Raw genomic sequence first — 13,969 nt, 5'->3', positions numbered from 1 at the left:
CTATATAGTTGTATATTGCAACTATATTGATTGGTGAGCCGGAATTCAAGAGGCGGCGGCTGGAATTCGGGTGAAGACACGCTGCTGGTTGGAAACAAAAAGGCCGCCGGAAACCGGCGGCCTTTTTGCTTGGAGGTCCTTGGGATCACTCTGCCGCGTGCGGCAGTTCCTCCTGCGGGGGGATTTTCGGCTGCGACGGCTTCGGCATGGAAACCACCTTTGCCGCCGGGCGCTGTTCTGGCTGATCGCCAAGAGCCACAGGTTCGGGAGTTTCCTCCTCGGTGGCAGTACCGGGTTTGCGCCGGACGGAGGACACCACTTTCCAGAAGGTGCTTGCCCAAACACTCGGCAGCGCGATCATGACCGGGATCATCAGCAGTGTCAGCAAGGTGGAGAAAGCAAGGCCGGATATGACCGCCGTTGCCAGCTGCACCCACCAGACCGCCGTGATGCCGCCATAGGTGATCACCTGATTGAAGAAATCGAAGTTGATCATGGTGGCCATGGGCACCAGGCCGGCGATGGTCGTGATGGTGGTCAGCAGAATCGGCCGGATACGCTGAGCGGATGTTTTCAGGATCGCGTCCAGTGGAGGAAGGCCGTCATGAAGGAACCTGTTGTAGGTATCGATCAGAACGATGGCGTTGTTGACCACAATCCCAGCAAGCGCCACCACCCCGGTCCCGGTCATGATGATCGAGAACGGCTGATTGGTGACGAGCATTCCGAGCAGCACCCCGAACACTGACAGAACCACCGTCGAGAGTGTCAGGATCGTCTGGTAGAACGAGTTGAACTGGGTCAGCAGGATCAGGAACATCAGGAACAGCGATGCCACCATCGCCTTCATCAGGAACTCGCCTGACTCCTGCTGGTCCTCATCCGCGCCGCGGAATTTCAGGAACACGTTGGCAGGCCATTCCTGCGTATCCAGCCACTTCTGGAGAGCCGCAACCTGTTCTGTCGGTGTGGAACCGCTTTCCGGATTGACCGCCGCCTTCACGAACATGGAATAGAGCCCGTCACGACGCACGATTTCCGACACCTTCTGGGCCGGTTCGCGGCTGACGAAGTTCGCCAGCGGCACCAGTCCAAGCGAGGTCTGCAGCCGCAGCTGGTCGAACCGGTCGATGGTCCGCTCGTTCTCCGGCAGGCGCACGCGAATGTCCACCTCGTCCTCGCTGTCGCCAGGACGATAGGTACCGATCAGAACACCGTTGGTGACCAGCTGGACCATGTTGCCGACGGAAGCGATGCTTGCTTGGTAGCGGCCGGCCTGTTCCCGATCGATGGAGATCTGCCATTCGATGCCGGGCAGGGGACGGTCGTCCTCCTGGTTCATCAGCGTATCCATGCCGTTGATGTGCTCGCGAATGCGGGCGACAGCAGCAACCATGTCGTTGTAGTCGGTGGACTTGATCTCCAGCTGAAGGTCCTTGCCCGTTGGCGGACCGCCTTCGATCTTGCGGGTCTCCACCTTGATGCCGGGGATGTCACTGGTCGCGGCACGGATGTCGGCGAAGATCTCCTTCGCCACCCGGCGGCAGCAGAAGTCTGCTAGCTCGATATTGATCTCGCCCATCACGTCGGCAGGCTTGTCCTGAACGTCGCCCACGGAGGGGCCGCCGGACGAACCGCCGGGTGTGAACGCGTTGGTGATGACATTGTCGACGCCCGGAATGGACAGGATCCTGTCTTCAACCTTCACAACGAGATCGCGCGCTTCCGAGGCGGACATGTTACCGCGCCCGGAGATCAGAACCACCGCCTGTTCCGGTTCTTCATCGATGAAGAACTGAACACCGGTCGGGTTCGCCATGAACGCGCCGACGATCGCAAAGCAACTGCCGATCAGCAGCACGATGGCGGCGATGTTGCCGATCGGGTTGCCCGCAAACATCTTCAGGATGCGAACATAAAAGCCGGTGAACCCACTCACTTTCTTGACATCGAAAGCTTCGGAGCCGGAAAGGGCCGCAGCCTCCGCACGTTCCAGTTCGGCCCTCTTGGCAGCTCGTGCCTGAGACCAGCGCACAAACGGTAGCAGCAGCTTGTAGGAAACAAAGCCGACAAGGACGAAGGCCACCAGGCCGCACAGGATGGCGACGCCAGTTGCAGCCATCGCTGGCACCACACCTTCCAGGGCCATGGGAACGAAGGGACCGAACGCGACAATGACGGCGGCCAACACGGCAAACGTCAGTGCCAGAAGCGCAGCGGCATGCCGGTTCAGGAAGTGAGAGACCTGCGCCAGGATTCCGCCTGTGACCGGCAGGAACACCATGGCCGTGAACAGCGACGCGGTCAGAACGATGATCACCATGATCGGCAGGTAGCTCATGAACTCGCCGGCAACACCCGGCCACAGCAGCATGGGCAGGAACGCTACCAGCGTGGTGGCCGTCGAGGAGACGATCGGCCAGAACATCAGCTTCGCGGCGCGGATATATGCCTCGCGGTCCTCCATGCCTTCATGGATTTTGCGGTCGGCATATTCGGTCATCACGATGGCACCGTCGACGAGCAGACCAACGGTCAGAACGAGGCCGAACATGACCATGTTGTTGACCGTGTAGCCGACGCCGCCAAGGATCAGGAAGCCGACCATGAAGGAGGTCGGGATCGCCAGACCCACGAGCAGCGCGGAGCGCATGCCAAGCGCCGCCAGAACCAGGATCATCACCAGGAAGATCGCGGTCAGGATCGACGATTGCAGCGAGCCGAGCACTTCGAAGATGTTGTTGGACTGGTCTAGCATCATGTCGACGCGAACGGTTTCCGGCCAGTCCTTGGAGGCATTTTCGACAACTTCGCGGACTGCCGCGTTGTTCTCGATGATGTTGGTACCAATGCGCTTGACGACCTGCAGTGCAATCGCCCGGTTGCCATTGACGCGCGTATAGGCATTGGGATCCTTGAAGGTGCGCCGGATCTCGGCGACATCCGCAAGGGTCACGACACCTTCACCGCTTTGTTTCAGCGGCAGCGTGTAGACATCCTCGGCCGTCTCGACAAGGCCAGGCACCTTCACGTTGAAGCGGCCCTTGCCACCGTCGATAAAGCCCGCAGGAACAAGCTGGTTGTTGAGCTGCAGCGAGTTCAGGAGCTCCTGCTGGGTGATCGAGTAGGATTCCAGTTTCTGGGTGTCGATCAGGACTTCCAGCAGCTCTTCGCGATGCCCGGTCAGATCCGCCGACCGGACTGTGTCGATGGCCTCGATCTCGTCCTTGAGACGCCGGGCGTGCTTGTAGAGCGTGCGCTCCGGCACGTTGCCCGACAATGCGATGATCATTGTCGGCGCAAGCGCGAAGTTCATTTCCGTGATCGTCGGCTCTTCGGCCTCGTCCGGCAGCTTGCTCTTGGCCTGGTCGACCTTGTCGCGCACGTCCGCCAGCGCCTCGTCCTTGTTGAACGAGATGTCGAACTCCAGCACGATACCGGCATGACTTTCCGACGCGATCGCGGTGATTTCCTTCAACCCGTCAAGGCCGCGCAATTCCGTTTCCATCGGCCGCACGAGCAGGCGCTCGGAATCTTCCGGAGAAATGCCCTGCTGGGTGATCGAAATGTAGAAGATCGGCAGATCGATGTCCGGACTGGCTTCCTTCGGGATCGAGATATAGGTGGCGACACCGGCAACGATCAGCGCCAGCATCATCACGAATACCGTCTTGGGGCGCCGAAGGACGCCTTCAAGCATGTCTATCATTGACTCACCTCTGCCGTCTCAAAGACCGGTTGCACGAGTTCTCCATCCGAGACGTATTCCTGCCCCACGGTGATGGCGACGACTTCGTCCGGAAGCCCGCCGATCCACATTCCGTCCTGTTCCCCACCCAGCACCTTCACCGGGTAGAAGACAGTCTTGTTGTTTTCGTCCACTGCGCGAATGCCGACCTGGCCGGCGTCGTTCAACGTCAGGATCGCTGGTGAAATCTTGTGCGCCTTTTCCGCAGCCAGCTCCAGTTTGGTGACTGCCGTCACGCCGTCCCTGGCCTTGCCGTCGGGATTGGGGAGTTCAATCTCTATACGGAAGGTTTTCGTGTCCGGATTCGCCGTCGGCGAGATGTAGCGCACCTTGCCGTTCAGCGATTCACCCGTCACAAGCGTGACCGTTGCCGGCATGTCCAGCGAGATCTGGGAGATATTCAGCTCCGACACTTCGCCGATGGCAATCATTGGATCCGCATCAACCACCGTCGCGCAGATGCCGCCTTGTTCAAGCTGTGCGCCGATTTCAGCCATGGGGCTCTGGATAACACCGGAAATCGGCGAACGGATTACCGTGTGTCCCAGTTCCTGTTCGGCTTCGGTCAGACGTGCCTTGGCGGCATCCAGCTGGGCCTGCAGGGCCGCCACACGTGTCTGCGCGGTGAAACCCTTGCTGTTCAGCTGTGTTGCCGCTGCATGATCAAGTTCCGCCTGTGCCAGGGCTGCCTTGGCTTCCAGGATGCGTGACTGCCGCGACCCCTTGTCGAGAACGCAAAGCACATCGCCGGCGGCGACATGCGCGCCTTCCTGAGCCGGACGCTCCACCACGTCATCGGTTGTCTTGGATCTGACAGCCACCGTGGCTTCGGCTTCGGTGCGCCCGCGCACTTCCAGAACGGCTCGGCGGTCTTGCGCCACCAGACGTTCCACCTGAACGCGGAAGGTCTCGGTGGAAGCCTGACTGACCCTGAGCGCCGGGGGCGGGGTGGCATGTTCGCTGTCGCCGACACCACCGATCACCATCGTGCCGCTATACATCCAGAAACCGATGCCGGCCGCGATGCCGGTCGCCAGGAGGTAGGAAAACTTCACTCGCATTGTCTAAAGCTCCGAAACGTCTCGCGCTTACTCCGCGGCTGCCGCAACCGGCTGCGCCGCTTCTTCGGCAATCCTGATCAGTGCCTCGCCGTGTTCTTCCAGATAGGCGAGGGTGAAATTCATGCAGGCAATTCCGTATTCACGGGTCCAGTTGGACCCGGGGTGCGAACATTCCTGGTCTTTTTCGTTGTCTGTCAGCAGGCGCAATTCAGCGTGCACCTGCGCCTTGCGCCGTTCGACCGCGCGGCGGATCACCTCGGGAGGCAGTTGCGCGGCGTTGAGGGCGATCAACAGAAAGGGAGATTTGAAAGTGTCCGGTGCCTGTGGATCGCACAGGGACTGGATGAAGTCTTCCCGGCCGGCGTCGGTGATGGAATAGACCTTGCGGGCGGGTTTGCCTGCCTGCGGTTCCTCGCGCACGGTTACAAGCCCTTCCGATTCCAGACGCGCCAGCGCCGGATAGATCGAGCCGAAGCTCGCATCATCGAAATAGCTGAACCGGCCTTCGGTCGACTCCTTCCGGATTTCGTATCCGGTGGCATCCCCGAAAGAAAGGATTGCGAGGCAGAGACTGCGTACACTCATTGACAACTCCGTGCCTGGGAGCGTCCTCCCGGCATGACGGCCTTCATACGAGCCCGGTTGCGATCCGGATGACGCTATAGGCATCGTAAGAAGTGTCATATGTTGGTTCGATATATCGAACAAATATATGCTCACGCCTTTGTAATCAAGGGTGCGCTGCACAAATCTTGCGTCGAGGATGAACAAACTATGAGCTGATCTTCAAAATGATCTTAATCGGTCTATTTGACAGGTTGTTGGCAGGTATCGATCGGCGCTAGGCTGATCATGCATCGCAACAGCAATCGCAGAGCGAGGAGTGTGCGCCATGGCATGGTCGATGAAGGGGCCGGTTCGCTTGAAGCTTCCGAGAGATCCCTTGTTTCGTCTGCTTGCAGTCAACGGCCTGGCGGGAACGGCAGTTGCCGGCCTTGTGCTCGGCGGCATTTTCCTCGGCAATATCGGTAATCTGAGAGTGCTTGTCATGTCGGCAGAGGACCCCGTGCTGCCGGTCGTCATGCTGGCATTCGGCCTGTTCATCACGCTCGGGTCCGTGGTCATGGGCTCAGCCATCATGCTGTTGGGTGAAACCGGCCGAAGCGGAAAAGGCGGAGGTGGGGCCGCAAGGCGCAGACTGCCGATATCTTTCACCGGGCAAATGAAACCGGTGCCGGTTCCAGCCAGAGCAGATCGCGGACACGATCTGCGCCGGTGAACCTTCTCGGTCAGTTCGGCACCTTGCGTAAACGGTCAATGAGCGAGTTGCTGGTAAACTGACTTGGCCTTGGCGGAAGTCGAGGGCTGTGGCCCCAAATCAGCAAACAAGGTCATGGCCGCAGCTGCTAAAAGTAGCAGCAATCCCAGGGATGAGAGCCTCATCTCACCGGTCCTTTCGATCATGACGTCCTCCGTTTTGATGCAGCGCTTATACAGTCGCAGGATCTAAAGTCCCGGTAATACGGCATGTAAAATTTTACGTACCTGCAAATACCTACAGGCAAATCTGACAATGCCCCGTTTCCAGTGCCGAGAAAGGGCCGCCTGGTGATGTAGCTGAAGGACTTTCAGCACGTCCCGCACACGTCCGTTCCAGGATCGGGAAGCGAAGAAGGGTAAGTCTCCGAACAGCGCAGACCGCTGTTAACCATGGCGTTCGAAAAAAACGGGCGAACTGCAAGGACAGGTTGCAGATCGTCCGCGCGCCCTGTACGACCAATGGTAGTTTAACGTTTTGTTAATTATTCATTGGGGTTGCAATGCGATTTCTTTTGAGAAACTTGCACGTTTTTGTTTTTGCTAGCCTTTCAGCGTCAGCCGCCTTTTGGGTTGCTAGCCATTCCGACCAGGCGGTAGAGGTTGCACAGCCGCTGGTCGAAGACGCGGTCGAGCTTCATGTGATGGCGGAAAATGCTCTGCGCGAGATCGGTCAACTGGACCTGGAAAAAGTGGCAGATGAGGCGATTTCCTACTATGTCGCGACGCTGCGCATGCCCAGCCTGCTCTTCGAAAGGCTGTCGGATGAACTGGGCGAAGTCAGCGACACGATGGAGAGGAGGGTGCAGTCTGGGCCTTTTCCTCAGACAGCATCACCTGCCGCAAAAGATCGGCCTGTGCCGGTGGTGGCTGGCCCAAGCCGGTTTGGGCGCACTGGTGAATACCGGCACGCCAAACTGTCGATCTGATCAGAAACGCCTCACGCTGCTGCCAGAGCCAGCGCTATACCCTGGCCGACACCGATGCACATGGTGGCAAGCGCCAGGTTTCCTCCTCGCTTTTTCAGTTCCAGCGCTGCTGTTCCCGTGATTCTGGCACCAGACATCCCCAACGGATGACCGAGTGCAATCGCACCGCCGTTCGGATTGAGGATTTCGCTGTCTTCGGGCAGGCCAAGGTCTCGCATGACCGCAATGCCCTGGGCTGCGAAAGCTTCGTTGAGTTCGATCACGTCGAACTCCGGCAGCGCGATTCCGAGGCGCGCGCAAAGCTTGCGCGTCGCCGGTGCGGGACCAATGCCCATGATCCGCGGCGGAACGCCGGCGGTAGCTCCGCCGACGACGCGGGCGATCGGCGTGAGATTGTGCTTGGCCACCGCAGCTTCCGACGCGATCAGCAAAGCCGCAGCACCGTCGTTGACACCGGACGCGTTGCCGGCGGTCACCGAACCATTTTCACGGAACGGCGTCTTGAGCGCGGAGAGGGCCTCCAGCGTTGTGTTCCTGGGGTGTTCGTCCTTGTCCACCAGTATAGGGTCGCCCTTGCGCTGCGGGATCATCACAGGAACGATTTCTTCTGCGAAACGACCGGATTGCTGAGCGACGGAGGCTCGCTGCTGGCTGCGCAGCGCGAAGGCATCCTGGTCCTGTCGCGAGATCTGGAATTGTTCGGCAACGTTTTCCGCCGTTTCCGGCATGGAATCGATACCATATTGGCGTTTGAGAAGCGGATTGACGAAGCGCCAGCCGATTGTCGTGTCGAAGATCTCGGCCGAGCGGGAAAAGGCGGTGTCTGCCTTTGGCATGACAAAAGGTGCGCGGGACATGCTTTCAACGCCGCCAGCGATGGCCAGATCGATTTCGCCGGCCTTGATCGCCCTGGCCGCAGTCATGACGGCATCCATTCCCGAGCCACAAAGCCGGTTGAGCGTCAGACCGGGAACTGTCTCCGGCAGGCCTGCCAGCAGTGCCGACATGCGCGCGACGTTTCGATTGTCTTCACCGGCCTGGTTGGCACAGCCATAAAAGACATCATCTACCTCGGCCCAGTCCGTATCCGGATTGCGCTCCATGAGGGCGCTGATGGGGATCGCACCAAGATCGTCAGCGCGTACGGAGGACAGCATGCCGCCATAGCGTCCGATGGGCGTGCGGACATAATCGCAAATGAAGACATGATGCATGAGCGTTTTCCTCTCCGTCGCGCGGCGTTGGCCTTTGGGGCATTGTCGCGAATTGGGGTGAAGTCTTGCCGGAAATCATCTGGCAGGGCAAGGACACATCACGGGAAAGTCGATCTCGTTAGGGATTTTGTGATGTTTCCGGATGGCGCCGGATATCGTCTTCCTGCAAGTAGGTTCCGGACTGCACCTCAATCATCCGCACCGGAATCTTGCCCGGGTTATGCAACGTGTGCTGCGCTCCAAGCGGCACATACGCGGACTGGTTTTCGCTGAGCAGGCGCGTTTCGCCGTTGATCGTGATCTCGAGCGTACCGGACACCACCACCCAGTGCTCCGTCCGGTGAAGGTGGCTTTGCAGGCTGAGCCTCTTGCCCGGCTTGATCATCATCGACTGAACGGAGAAACGTTCGCCGGCGTTGATGCGTTCGGTGTAGCCCCAGGGACGGTAGGACCTCGGGTGCCGGTCCACCTCATGCCTGCCTTCCGCCTTCAGTTGCTCCACAACGGTCTTGACGTCCTGCGCCTTGTCCTTGTGGGCAACAAGAACGCTGTCGGTCGTGGCGATCACCATGACATCCTCAAGGCCGATAACGGATACGAGCCCGCGTTCAGCATAGGCCAGGCAGTTGTTGCTATCGAGAAAGCGGGCATCGCCCAATCCGGAATTGCCCTGGGCATCCTTGTCCAGGACCGTCCAGATTGCCGACCAGGAGCCCAGGTCGTCCCATTCCGGTGCAACGGGGGCGCAGACGACGTTGTCCGCCTTTTCCATGATGGCGTAGTCGATGGAAATGTTGTCCAGTGCTTCGAAGGCTTCCTGGTTCAGTCGCGTAAAATCCAGATCCCCATGCCGTGTCTTCATGACGGCGACGATGTTCTCGTAAAGCTCCGGCTGGTGCTTCTTGAAAGCATCAATCATCGTATTGGCGGCATAAAGAAAGATGCCGGCATTCCAGACATAACTGCCGTCCCTCAGGAAGGCATCGGCACGGTCCTGGTCAGGCTTCTCGACAAAGGCTTCCACAGGCCGCACAGGCTCGCTGCCACTTGCAACCTTGATATATCCGTATCCGGTATTGGCTTCGCTGGGTTCGATGCCGAAGGTCACGATCTTTCCTGCGCGAGCAGCCGTCTCCGCCTGATGGACGGCAGTCAGGAAAAGATCTTCCTTCCGGATCAGGTGGTCGGAGGGCAACAGCAGGATCAGGGCGTTCGGGTCGGTTTCTGCTGCAATCAACGCTGCCATCAGGGCAGGGGGCGCTGTATTGCGGCCGACAGGCTCAAGCAGGATCGACTGGGCTTCGAGCCCCAGTTCGTTGAGCTGCTCGCCGATCAGAAACCGGTGGGCATTGCTGCCGATCACGATCGGAGCGGCAAAGTCCGGCCGATTGACACGCTTGCAGGTCTTCTGGAACAGACTTTCCCCGCCAAACAGTGGCAAAAACTGTTTTGGCCGGTCGGTGCGTGACAGCGGCCACAGCCGCGAACCGACACCACCGGACAAAATACAAGGGAAAATCATGCTTTGCTTCCTGTTCTGCTGGCACATTCGGGCGCTTGCGGGCGCACCGGTGTTGCTTTGAGTGTTAATCAGCACCGGGACAAGTTGCAAGCAAGTGGCTTGAACGCTACATACGTAATAACGTAACGCCAGGGCGTTGGTTCCCAAAGAGCGCAACAGGCTTCAGGACTATGACAAATTCGGATACCAGGCTTGTTCAGCTTGACCGCGCGGGCATCCGCAAGGGCGGTGAATGGCTGGTGCGCAGCGTAGATCTATCGGTTTCTCCGGGTGAAATCGTGACGCTTATCGGGCCCAACGGTTCCGGCAAGTCGACAACGGCCAAGATGGCGCTTGGTATCCTGAGCCCGAGCGAAGGCCGTGCCGAACGCAAGCCCGGCCTGAAGATTGGCTATGTGCCGCAGAAGCTCGCCATCGACTGGACGTTGCCGCTGACGGTCGCCAGGTTCATGCGGCTGACGAACCCCCTGTCCGATGCCGAATGCCGCGCGGCGCTGGCGCGCACAGGTGCTGAAAGGCTGATGACCTCTCAGATGCGCACGCTCTCCGGAGGGGAAATGCAGCGTGTCATGCTGGCGCGCGCGATTGCCCGCAATCCCGGGCTGCTGGTGTTGGACGAACCGGTGCAAGGCGTGGATTATGCCGGTGAAATCGCGATCTACGACCTCATTTCCGAAATCCGCAACACGCTTGGCTGCGGCATCCTGATGATCTCTCACGATCTTCATGTCGTGATGGCGGCTGCGGATCAGGTGATTTGCCTCAATGGTCACGTTTGCTGCCGCGGAACCCCTTCTGACGTCAGCCGTGATGACCGGTATCATGCGCTGTTTGGCAACCGGCGCAATGCGGCGATTGCCGTCTATGAACATCACCATGACCACGTGCATCTGCCGGACGGAAAGGTGCGTCACGCGGACGGTTCACTGTGTTCCTCCTGTTCCGGCGAGCATCATCACGCATCTGCCGACGCGGCTGCGGAGAAAGAAGGCGGCATTCGAAATGCTGGATGATTTCTTCACCCGTGCACTCATTGCCGGCATAGGTGTGGCACTTGTTGCAGGACCGCTTGGCTGTTTCATCGTCTGGCGTCGCATGGCCTATTTCGGCGATACGCTGTCGCACGCAGCCTTGCTGGGCGTTGCCCTGTCGCTGCTGCTCAACGTCAACACCACGTTGGCCGTCGGGGTCGTTTCCATCCTTCTGGCGATCGTGCTGATGGCACTGAGGCGCAGCGACACGCTGTCTTCCGATGCGTTGCTTGGCTTGCTGTCCCATTCCGCGCTCGCCCTGGGGTTGGTCTGTCTGGCCTTCATGACATGGGTCCGGGTCGATCTGCTGGGGCTGCTCTTCGGCGACATCCTGGCCGTCACACCCATGGACATTGCCATGATATACGCTGGCGGCGCGATCGTGCTCGGTGTTCTCGTAGTCATCTGGCGCCGCCTGTTCGCGGCAACGGTCAGTCCGGACCTTGCCGCGGGCGAGGGGCTGAAGCCTGAGCGGACCGAGCTGATCTTCATGCTGCTGACGGCAATCGTCATTGCCATTTCTCTGAAGATCATCGGCGCGCTGCTGATTACCGCGCTGCTGATCATTCCCGCCGCAGCCGCCCGGCGCCTGTCGGCATCGCCGGAACAGATGGCGGTGATTGCAGCCTTGACCGGAGCCGCCGCCGTCGTCGGCGGGCTCTATAGTTCGCTAGCCTACGATACCCCGTCCGGCCCCTCCATCGTCGTTGCGGCGATGGCACTGTTTGTCGTCAGTCTTGTCCCGGGCGTGCAAATCGTGAGAAGGGTGAGATCGAGCACGAAAGGAGATCGTCCGTGAGCGTTGAGACACATCCCGAACTGACCAAGAACCAGGCCCTGGTGTTCGGCTCGTTGTCGGACGCGGGTGGACCTTTGACGGCCTATGCGATTCTCGATCTGTTGCGCGACAGCGGTTTCCGTGCGCCGCTGCAGGTCTACCGGGCTCTCGACAAGCTGGTGGAATACGGAATGGTCCACCGGCTGGAAAGCCTCAATGCCTTTGTAGCCTGTTCCCACAAGGGCTGCTCCGGCCATGGCACGGCTGCCTTCGCCATCTGTGAAAAATGTGGTGTCGTCAGCGAGTTCACGCCGGACAAGGCCATTTCCCTCCTGAGGGAATGGACGCAGAGCGAAGGCTTCCAGTTGTCCCGGACCACCATCGAGCTGCGCGGCACCTGCCGGCAGTGCACCATGCCGATGTAACCCTGGCGGCGTTTCCCGGCATCCATTTGATTTCCGAGACACTGTCTTTGTTCTAGGATGTCTGCATCGAATCCCCGGAGAGGTTCATGACAGACAAACTGGGCATCGGCATCATCGGATGCGGCACTATCTCAAAGACCTATTTTGATCTGGCGCCAAAGTTCAATGGCCTTGAAATCAGGGCCTGTGCGGATCTGAACCGTCATGCTGCGGAAGAGCGCGCATCCGAATACGGCGTGCGCGCACTCACCGTTCACGACCTGCTTCTGGCGGATGATGTCGATCTGATCGTCAATCTGACTGTTCCCGATGCCCATTATCTCGTTTCCCATGAAATCCTGGCGCACGGGAAGCATGTCTACTCGGAAAAACCTCTGGCTCTGTCGATCAGGGACGGGCAGGCGCTTGCCGATTTTGCACGCAAAAAACATCTGAGGGTCGGGTGTGCACCGGATACGTTTCTGGGCGGGGCACATCAGATTGCCCGCAAGGCAGTTGACGAAGGACTGATCGGAGAAATCGTTGGGGGCACGTGCCATGTCATGAGTCACGGCATGGAGCATTGGCATCCCAACCCGGACTTCTTCTTCAAGCCGGGAGGGGGGCCGGTTCTCGACCTCGGACCTTACTACATTGCCGCTCTGCTCAATCTGATCGGCCCGGTAAAGCGTGTGTGCGCCATGTCAGCCATGCCGTTCAAGACCCGGACGATCGGGAGCGGCACTCGAAATGGTGAAAAGATCGATGTCTCCACCCCAACTACGATCCATGCGATTCTCGAGTTCCTGTGCGGTGCAAAAGTAACGCTGACGGCGAGCTGGGACGTCTGGGCACACAGGCACCAGCCTATGGAGCTTTACGGAACCCGGGGAACACTTTTTCTGGCCGACCCGAACTATTTCGGCGGAGACGTAAGCCTGGTCACCGAAGATGGAACGACAAAACCACTGGACGATGCGATGCACCCGTTCGGTTTGGCGAATGTCGATGACAACGGCCTGCCGCGTGCGAACTACCGGGCTGCCGGTCTGGCAGACATGGCCCAGTCGATCCTGAGTGGAGACGATACCGAGTTCCGCTGTTCGCTCGAACGGGCCTTGCATGCGGTCGATGTCATGGTGTCGATTTTGAAATCCGCCGAAACTGGAACGTTTGTCGAAATCGAACACCAGGCCAGCCGTCCACAGGCGCTTGCTGCCACTGAGGCAGTCAAATTGCTCGTCTGAAGCTGGTTGCAGGTGCACCGCCAGCCACCTATCTTCGCCGCAAGGGATGTCCGGGTCTGAGGGCTCCCGGCCGCTTGCGGGCAAAAGAGGGAGAGCGGGAATGGCCTTGTTGATCGCCGGCCTTGTGCTGTTTTTGGGAATTCACACGCTGCCGATGTTTCCGGCAACGCGCAATGGGCTGGTGTCCAGGCTCGGCGAAACACCGTACAAGGGGCTATATACGCTCTTGTCGTTCGTCGGTCTGGGGCTGATCGTTTACGGTTATGGCGTGGCCCGTTTTGAAGGCCCGCCGGTGCTGTACGATCCGCCGTTCTGGCTGCGCCACGTCACCATGCTGTTCATGGTTCCTGTTTTCATTTTCCTTGTCGCTGCCTATGTGCCGTCGCGGATCAAGACAGTCCTGAAACATCCGATGCTGGTAGCCGTAAAGCTGTGGGCATTGGCTCACCTTCTGGCAAATGGCGATCTGGCTTCGGTGCTTTTGTTTGGCGGTTTTCTCGCCTGGGCCGTGGCAGACCGAATTTCGGTCAAGCGCCGTGGGCCCGGCGCCGGGCAGATTGGTGCACTGGCAACGGCCAAGCCCGGAAAATACTCCGATTTTGTCGTGATTCTGTTGGGCTTGGTTCTCTACGGACTGTTCGCGTGGAAGCTGCACGCCTTGTTGATCGGCGTTCCGGTGGCCTGATAGCGGTCGCGGAGCTTGAAATTACGTTAGAAA

Annotated in this window: 12 protein-coding genes; 7 read left to right on the top strand and 5 right to left on the bottom strand. The window is 59.2% G+C overall.

All coding sequences use genetic code 11. The features are described 5' to 3' along the window. Positions 1–145: 145 nt before the first annotated feature. The 3 genes from FIV05_RS23225 to FIV05_RS23215 are packed head-to-tail and all read right to left on the bottom strand — an operon-like array spanning position 146 to position 5,394. A complete protein-coding gene (locus FIV05_RS23225) occupies positions 146–3,709 on the bottom strand; it encodes an efflux RND transporter permease subunit (protein ID WP_152511136.1) in 3,564 nt (1,187 codons plus the stop codon). Continuing rightward, positions 3,706–4,809: an efflux RND transporter periplasmic adaptor subunit gene (locus FIV05_RS23220; RefSeq protein ID WP_152511135.1), complete on the bottom strand. Its 1,104-nt coding sequence runs from the start codon at positions 4,807–4,809 to the stop codon at positions 3,706–3,708. Before FIV05_RS23220 ends, FIV05_RS23225 begins: the two co-directional genes overlap by 4 nt. A gap of 27 nt (positions 4,810–4,836) precedes the next feature. Further along, complete coding sequence (locus tag FIV05_RS23215) at positions 4,837–5,394, bottom strand: helix-turn-helix transcriptional regulator (RefSeq protein ID WP_023003940.1); 558 nt, start codon at positions 5,392–5,394, stop codon at positions 4,837–4,839. Positions 5,395–5,701: 307 nt separating this feature from the next. Here FIV05_RS23215 and FIV05_RS23210 point away from each other — a divergent pair, with 307 nt between their 5' ends. Next, a complete protein-coding gene (locus FIV05_RS23210; protein ID WP_152511134.1) occupies positions 5,702–6,088 on the top strand; it encodes a hypothetical protein in 387 nt (128 codons plus the stop codon). 541 nt (positions 6,089–6,629) lie between these two features. After that, a complete protein-coding gene (locus tag FIV05_RS23205) occupies positions 6,630–7,055 on the top strand; it encodes a hypothetical protein (protein ID WP_152511133.1) in 426 nt (141 codons plus the stop codon). A gap of 11 nt (positions 7,056–7,066) precedes the next feature. On the opposite strand, the gene pcaF is transcribed toward FIV05_RS23205, so the two are convergent. Together pcaF and FIV05_RS23195 are read right to left on the bottom strand one after the other, a co-directional pair. Continuing rightward, entirely contained in the window at positions 7,067–8,269 is a 1,203-nt protein-coding gene (gene pcaF / locus FIV05_RS23200; protein WP_152511132.1) for a 3-oxoadipyl-CoA thiolase, read from the bottom strand. A 118-nt stretch (positions 8,270–8,387) separates the two neighbouring features. Next, positions 8,388–9,791 carry a mannose-1-phosphate guanylyltransferase/mannose-6-phosphate isomerase gene (locus FIV05_RS23195; protein WP_152511131.1) on the bottom strand — a complete coding sequence of 468 codons (1,404 nt, stop codon included), beginning with the start codon at positions 9,789–9,791 and terminating at the stop codon, positions 8,388–8,390. 170 nt (positions 9,792–9,961) lie between these two features. Between FIV05_RS23195 and FIV05_RS23190 the strand changes: the two genes are divergently transcribed. The 5 genes from FIV05_RS23190 (at position 9,962) to FIV05_RS23170 (ending at position 13,936) form a co-directional block, all read left to right on the top strand. Next, entirely contained in the window at positions 9,962–10,804 is an 843-nt protein-coding gene (locus FIV05_RS23190; RefSeq protein WP_152511130.1) for a metal ABC transporter ATP-binding protein, read from the top strand. Further along, the gene (znuB, locus tag FIV05_RS23185) at positions 10,794–11,621 is read left to right on the top strand and encodes a zinc ABC transporter permease subunit ZnuB (protein WP_023003946.1); all 828 of its coding nucleotides are present in this window, start codon (positions 10,794–10,796) and stop codon (positions 11,619–11,621) included. The genes FIV05_RS23190 and znuB overlap by 11 nt, the downstream gene beginning before the upstream one ends. Then, positions 11,618–12,025 carry a Fur family transcriptional regulator gene (locus FIV05_RS23180; RefSeq protein WP_023003947.1) on the top strand — a complete coding sequence of 136 codons (408 nt, stop codon included), beginning with the start codon at positions 11,618–11,620 and terminating at the stop codon, positions 12,023–12,025. Before znuB ends, FIV05_RS23180 begins: the two co-directional genes overlap by 4 nt. A gap of 86 nt (positions 12,026–12,111) precedes the next feature. Beyond that, entirely contained in the window at positions 12,112–13,251 is a 1,140-nt protein-coding gene (locus tag FIV05_RS23175; protein WP_152511129.1) for a Gfo/Idh/MocA family oxidoreductase, read from the top strand. Positions 13,252–13,351: 100 nt separating this feature from the next. Continuing rightward, the gene (locus FIV05_RS23170) at positions 13,352–13,936 is read left to right on the top strand and encodes an NnrU family protein (RefSeq protein WP_062489062.1); all 585 of its coding nucleotides are present in this window, start codon (positions 13,352–13,354) and stop codon (positions 13,934–13,936) included. Positions 13,937–13,969: the final 33 nt, after the last annotated feature.

This window comes from Labrenzia sp. THAF191a (genome assembly GCF_009363335.1).
Lineage (GTDB): Bacteria > Pseudomonadota > Alphaproteobacteria > Rhizobiales > Stappiaceae > Roseibium > Roseibium algicola.
This window is presented reverse-complemented; position numbering and strand designations above follow the sequence as displayed.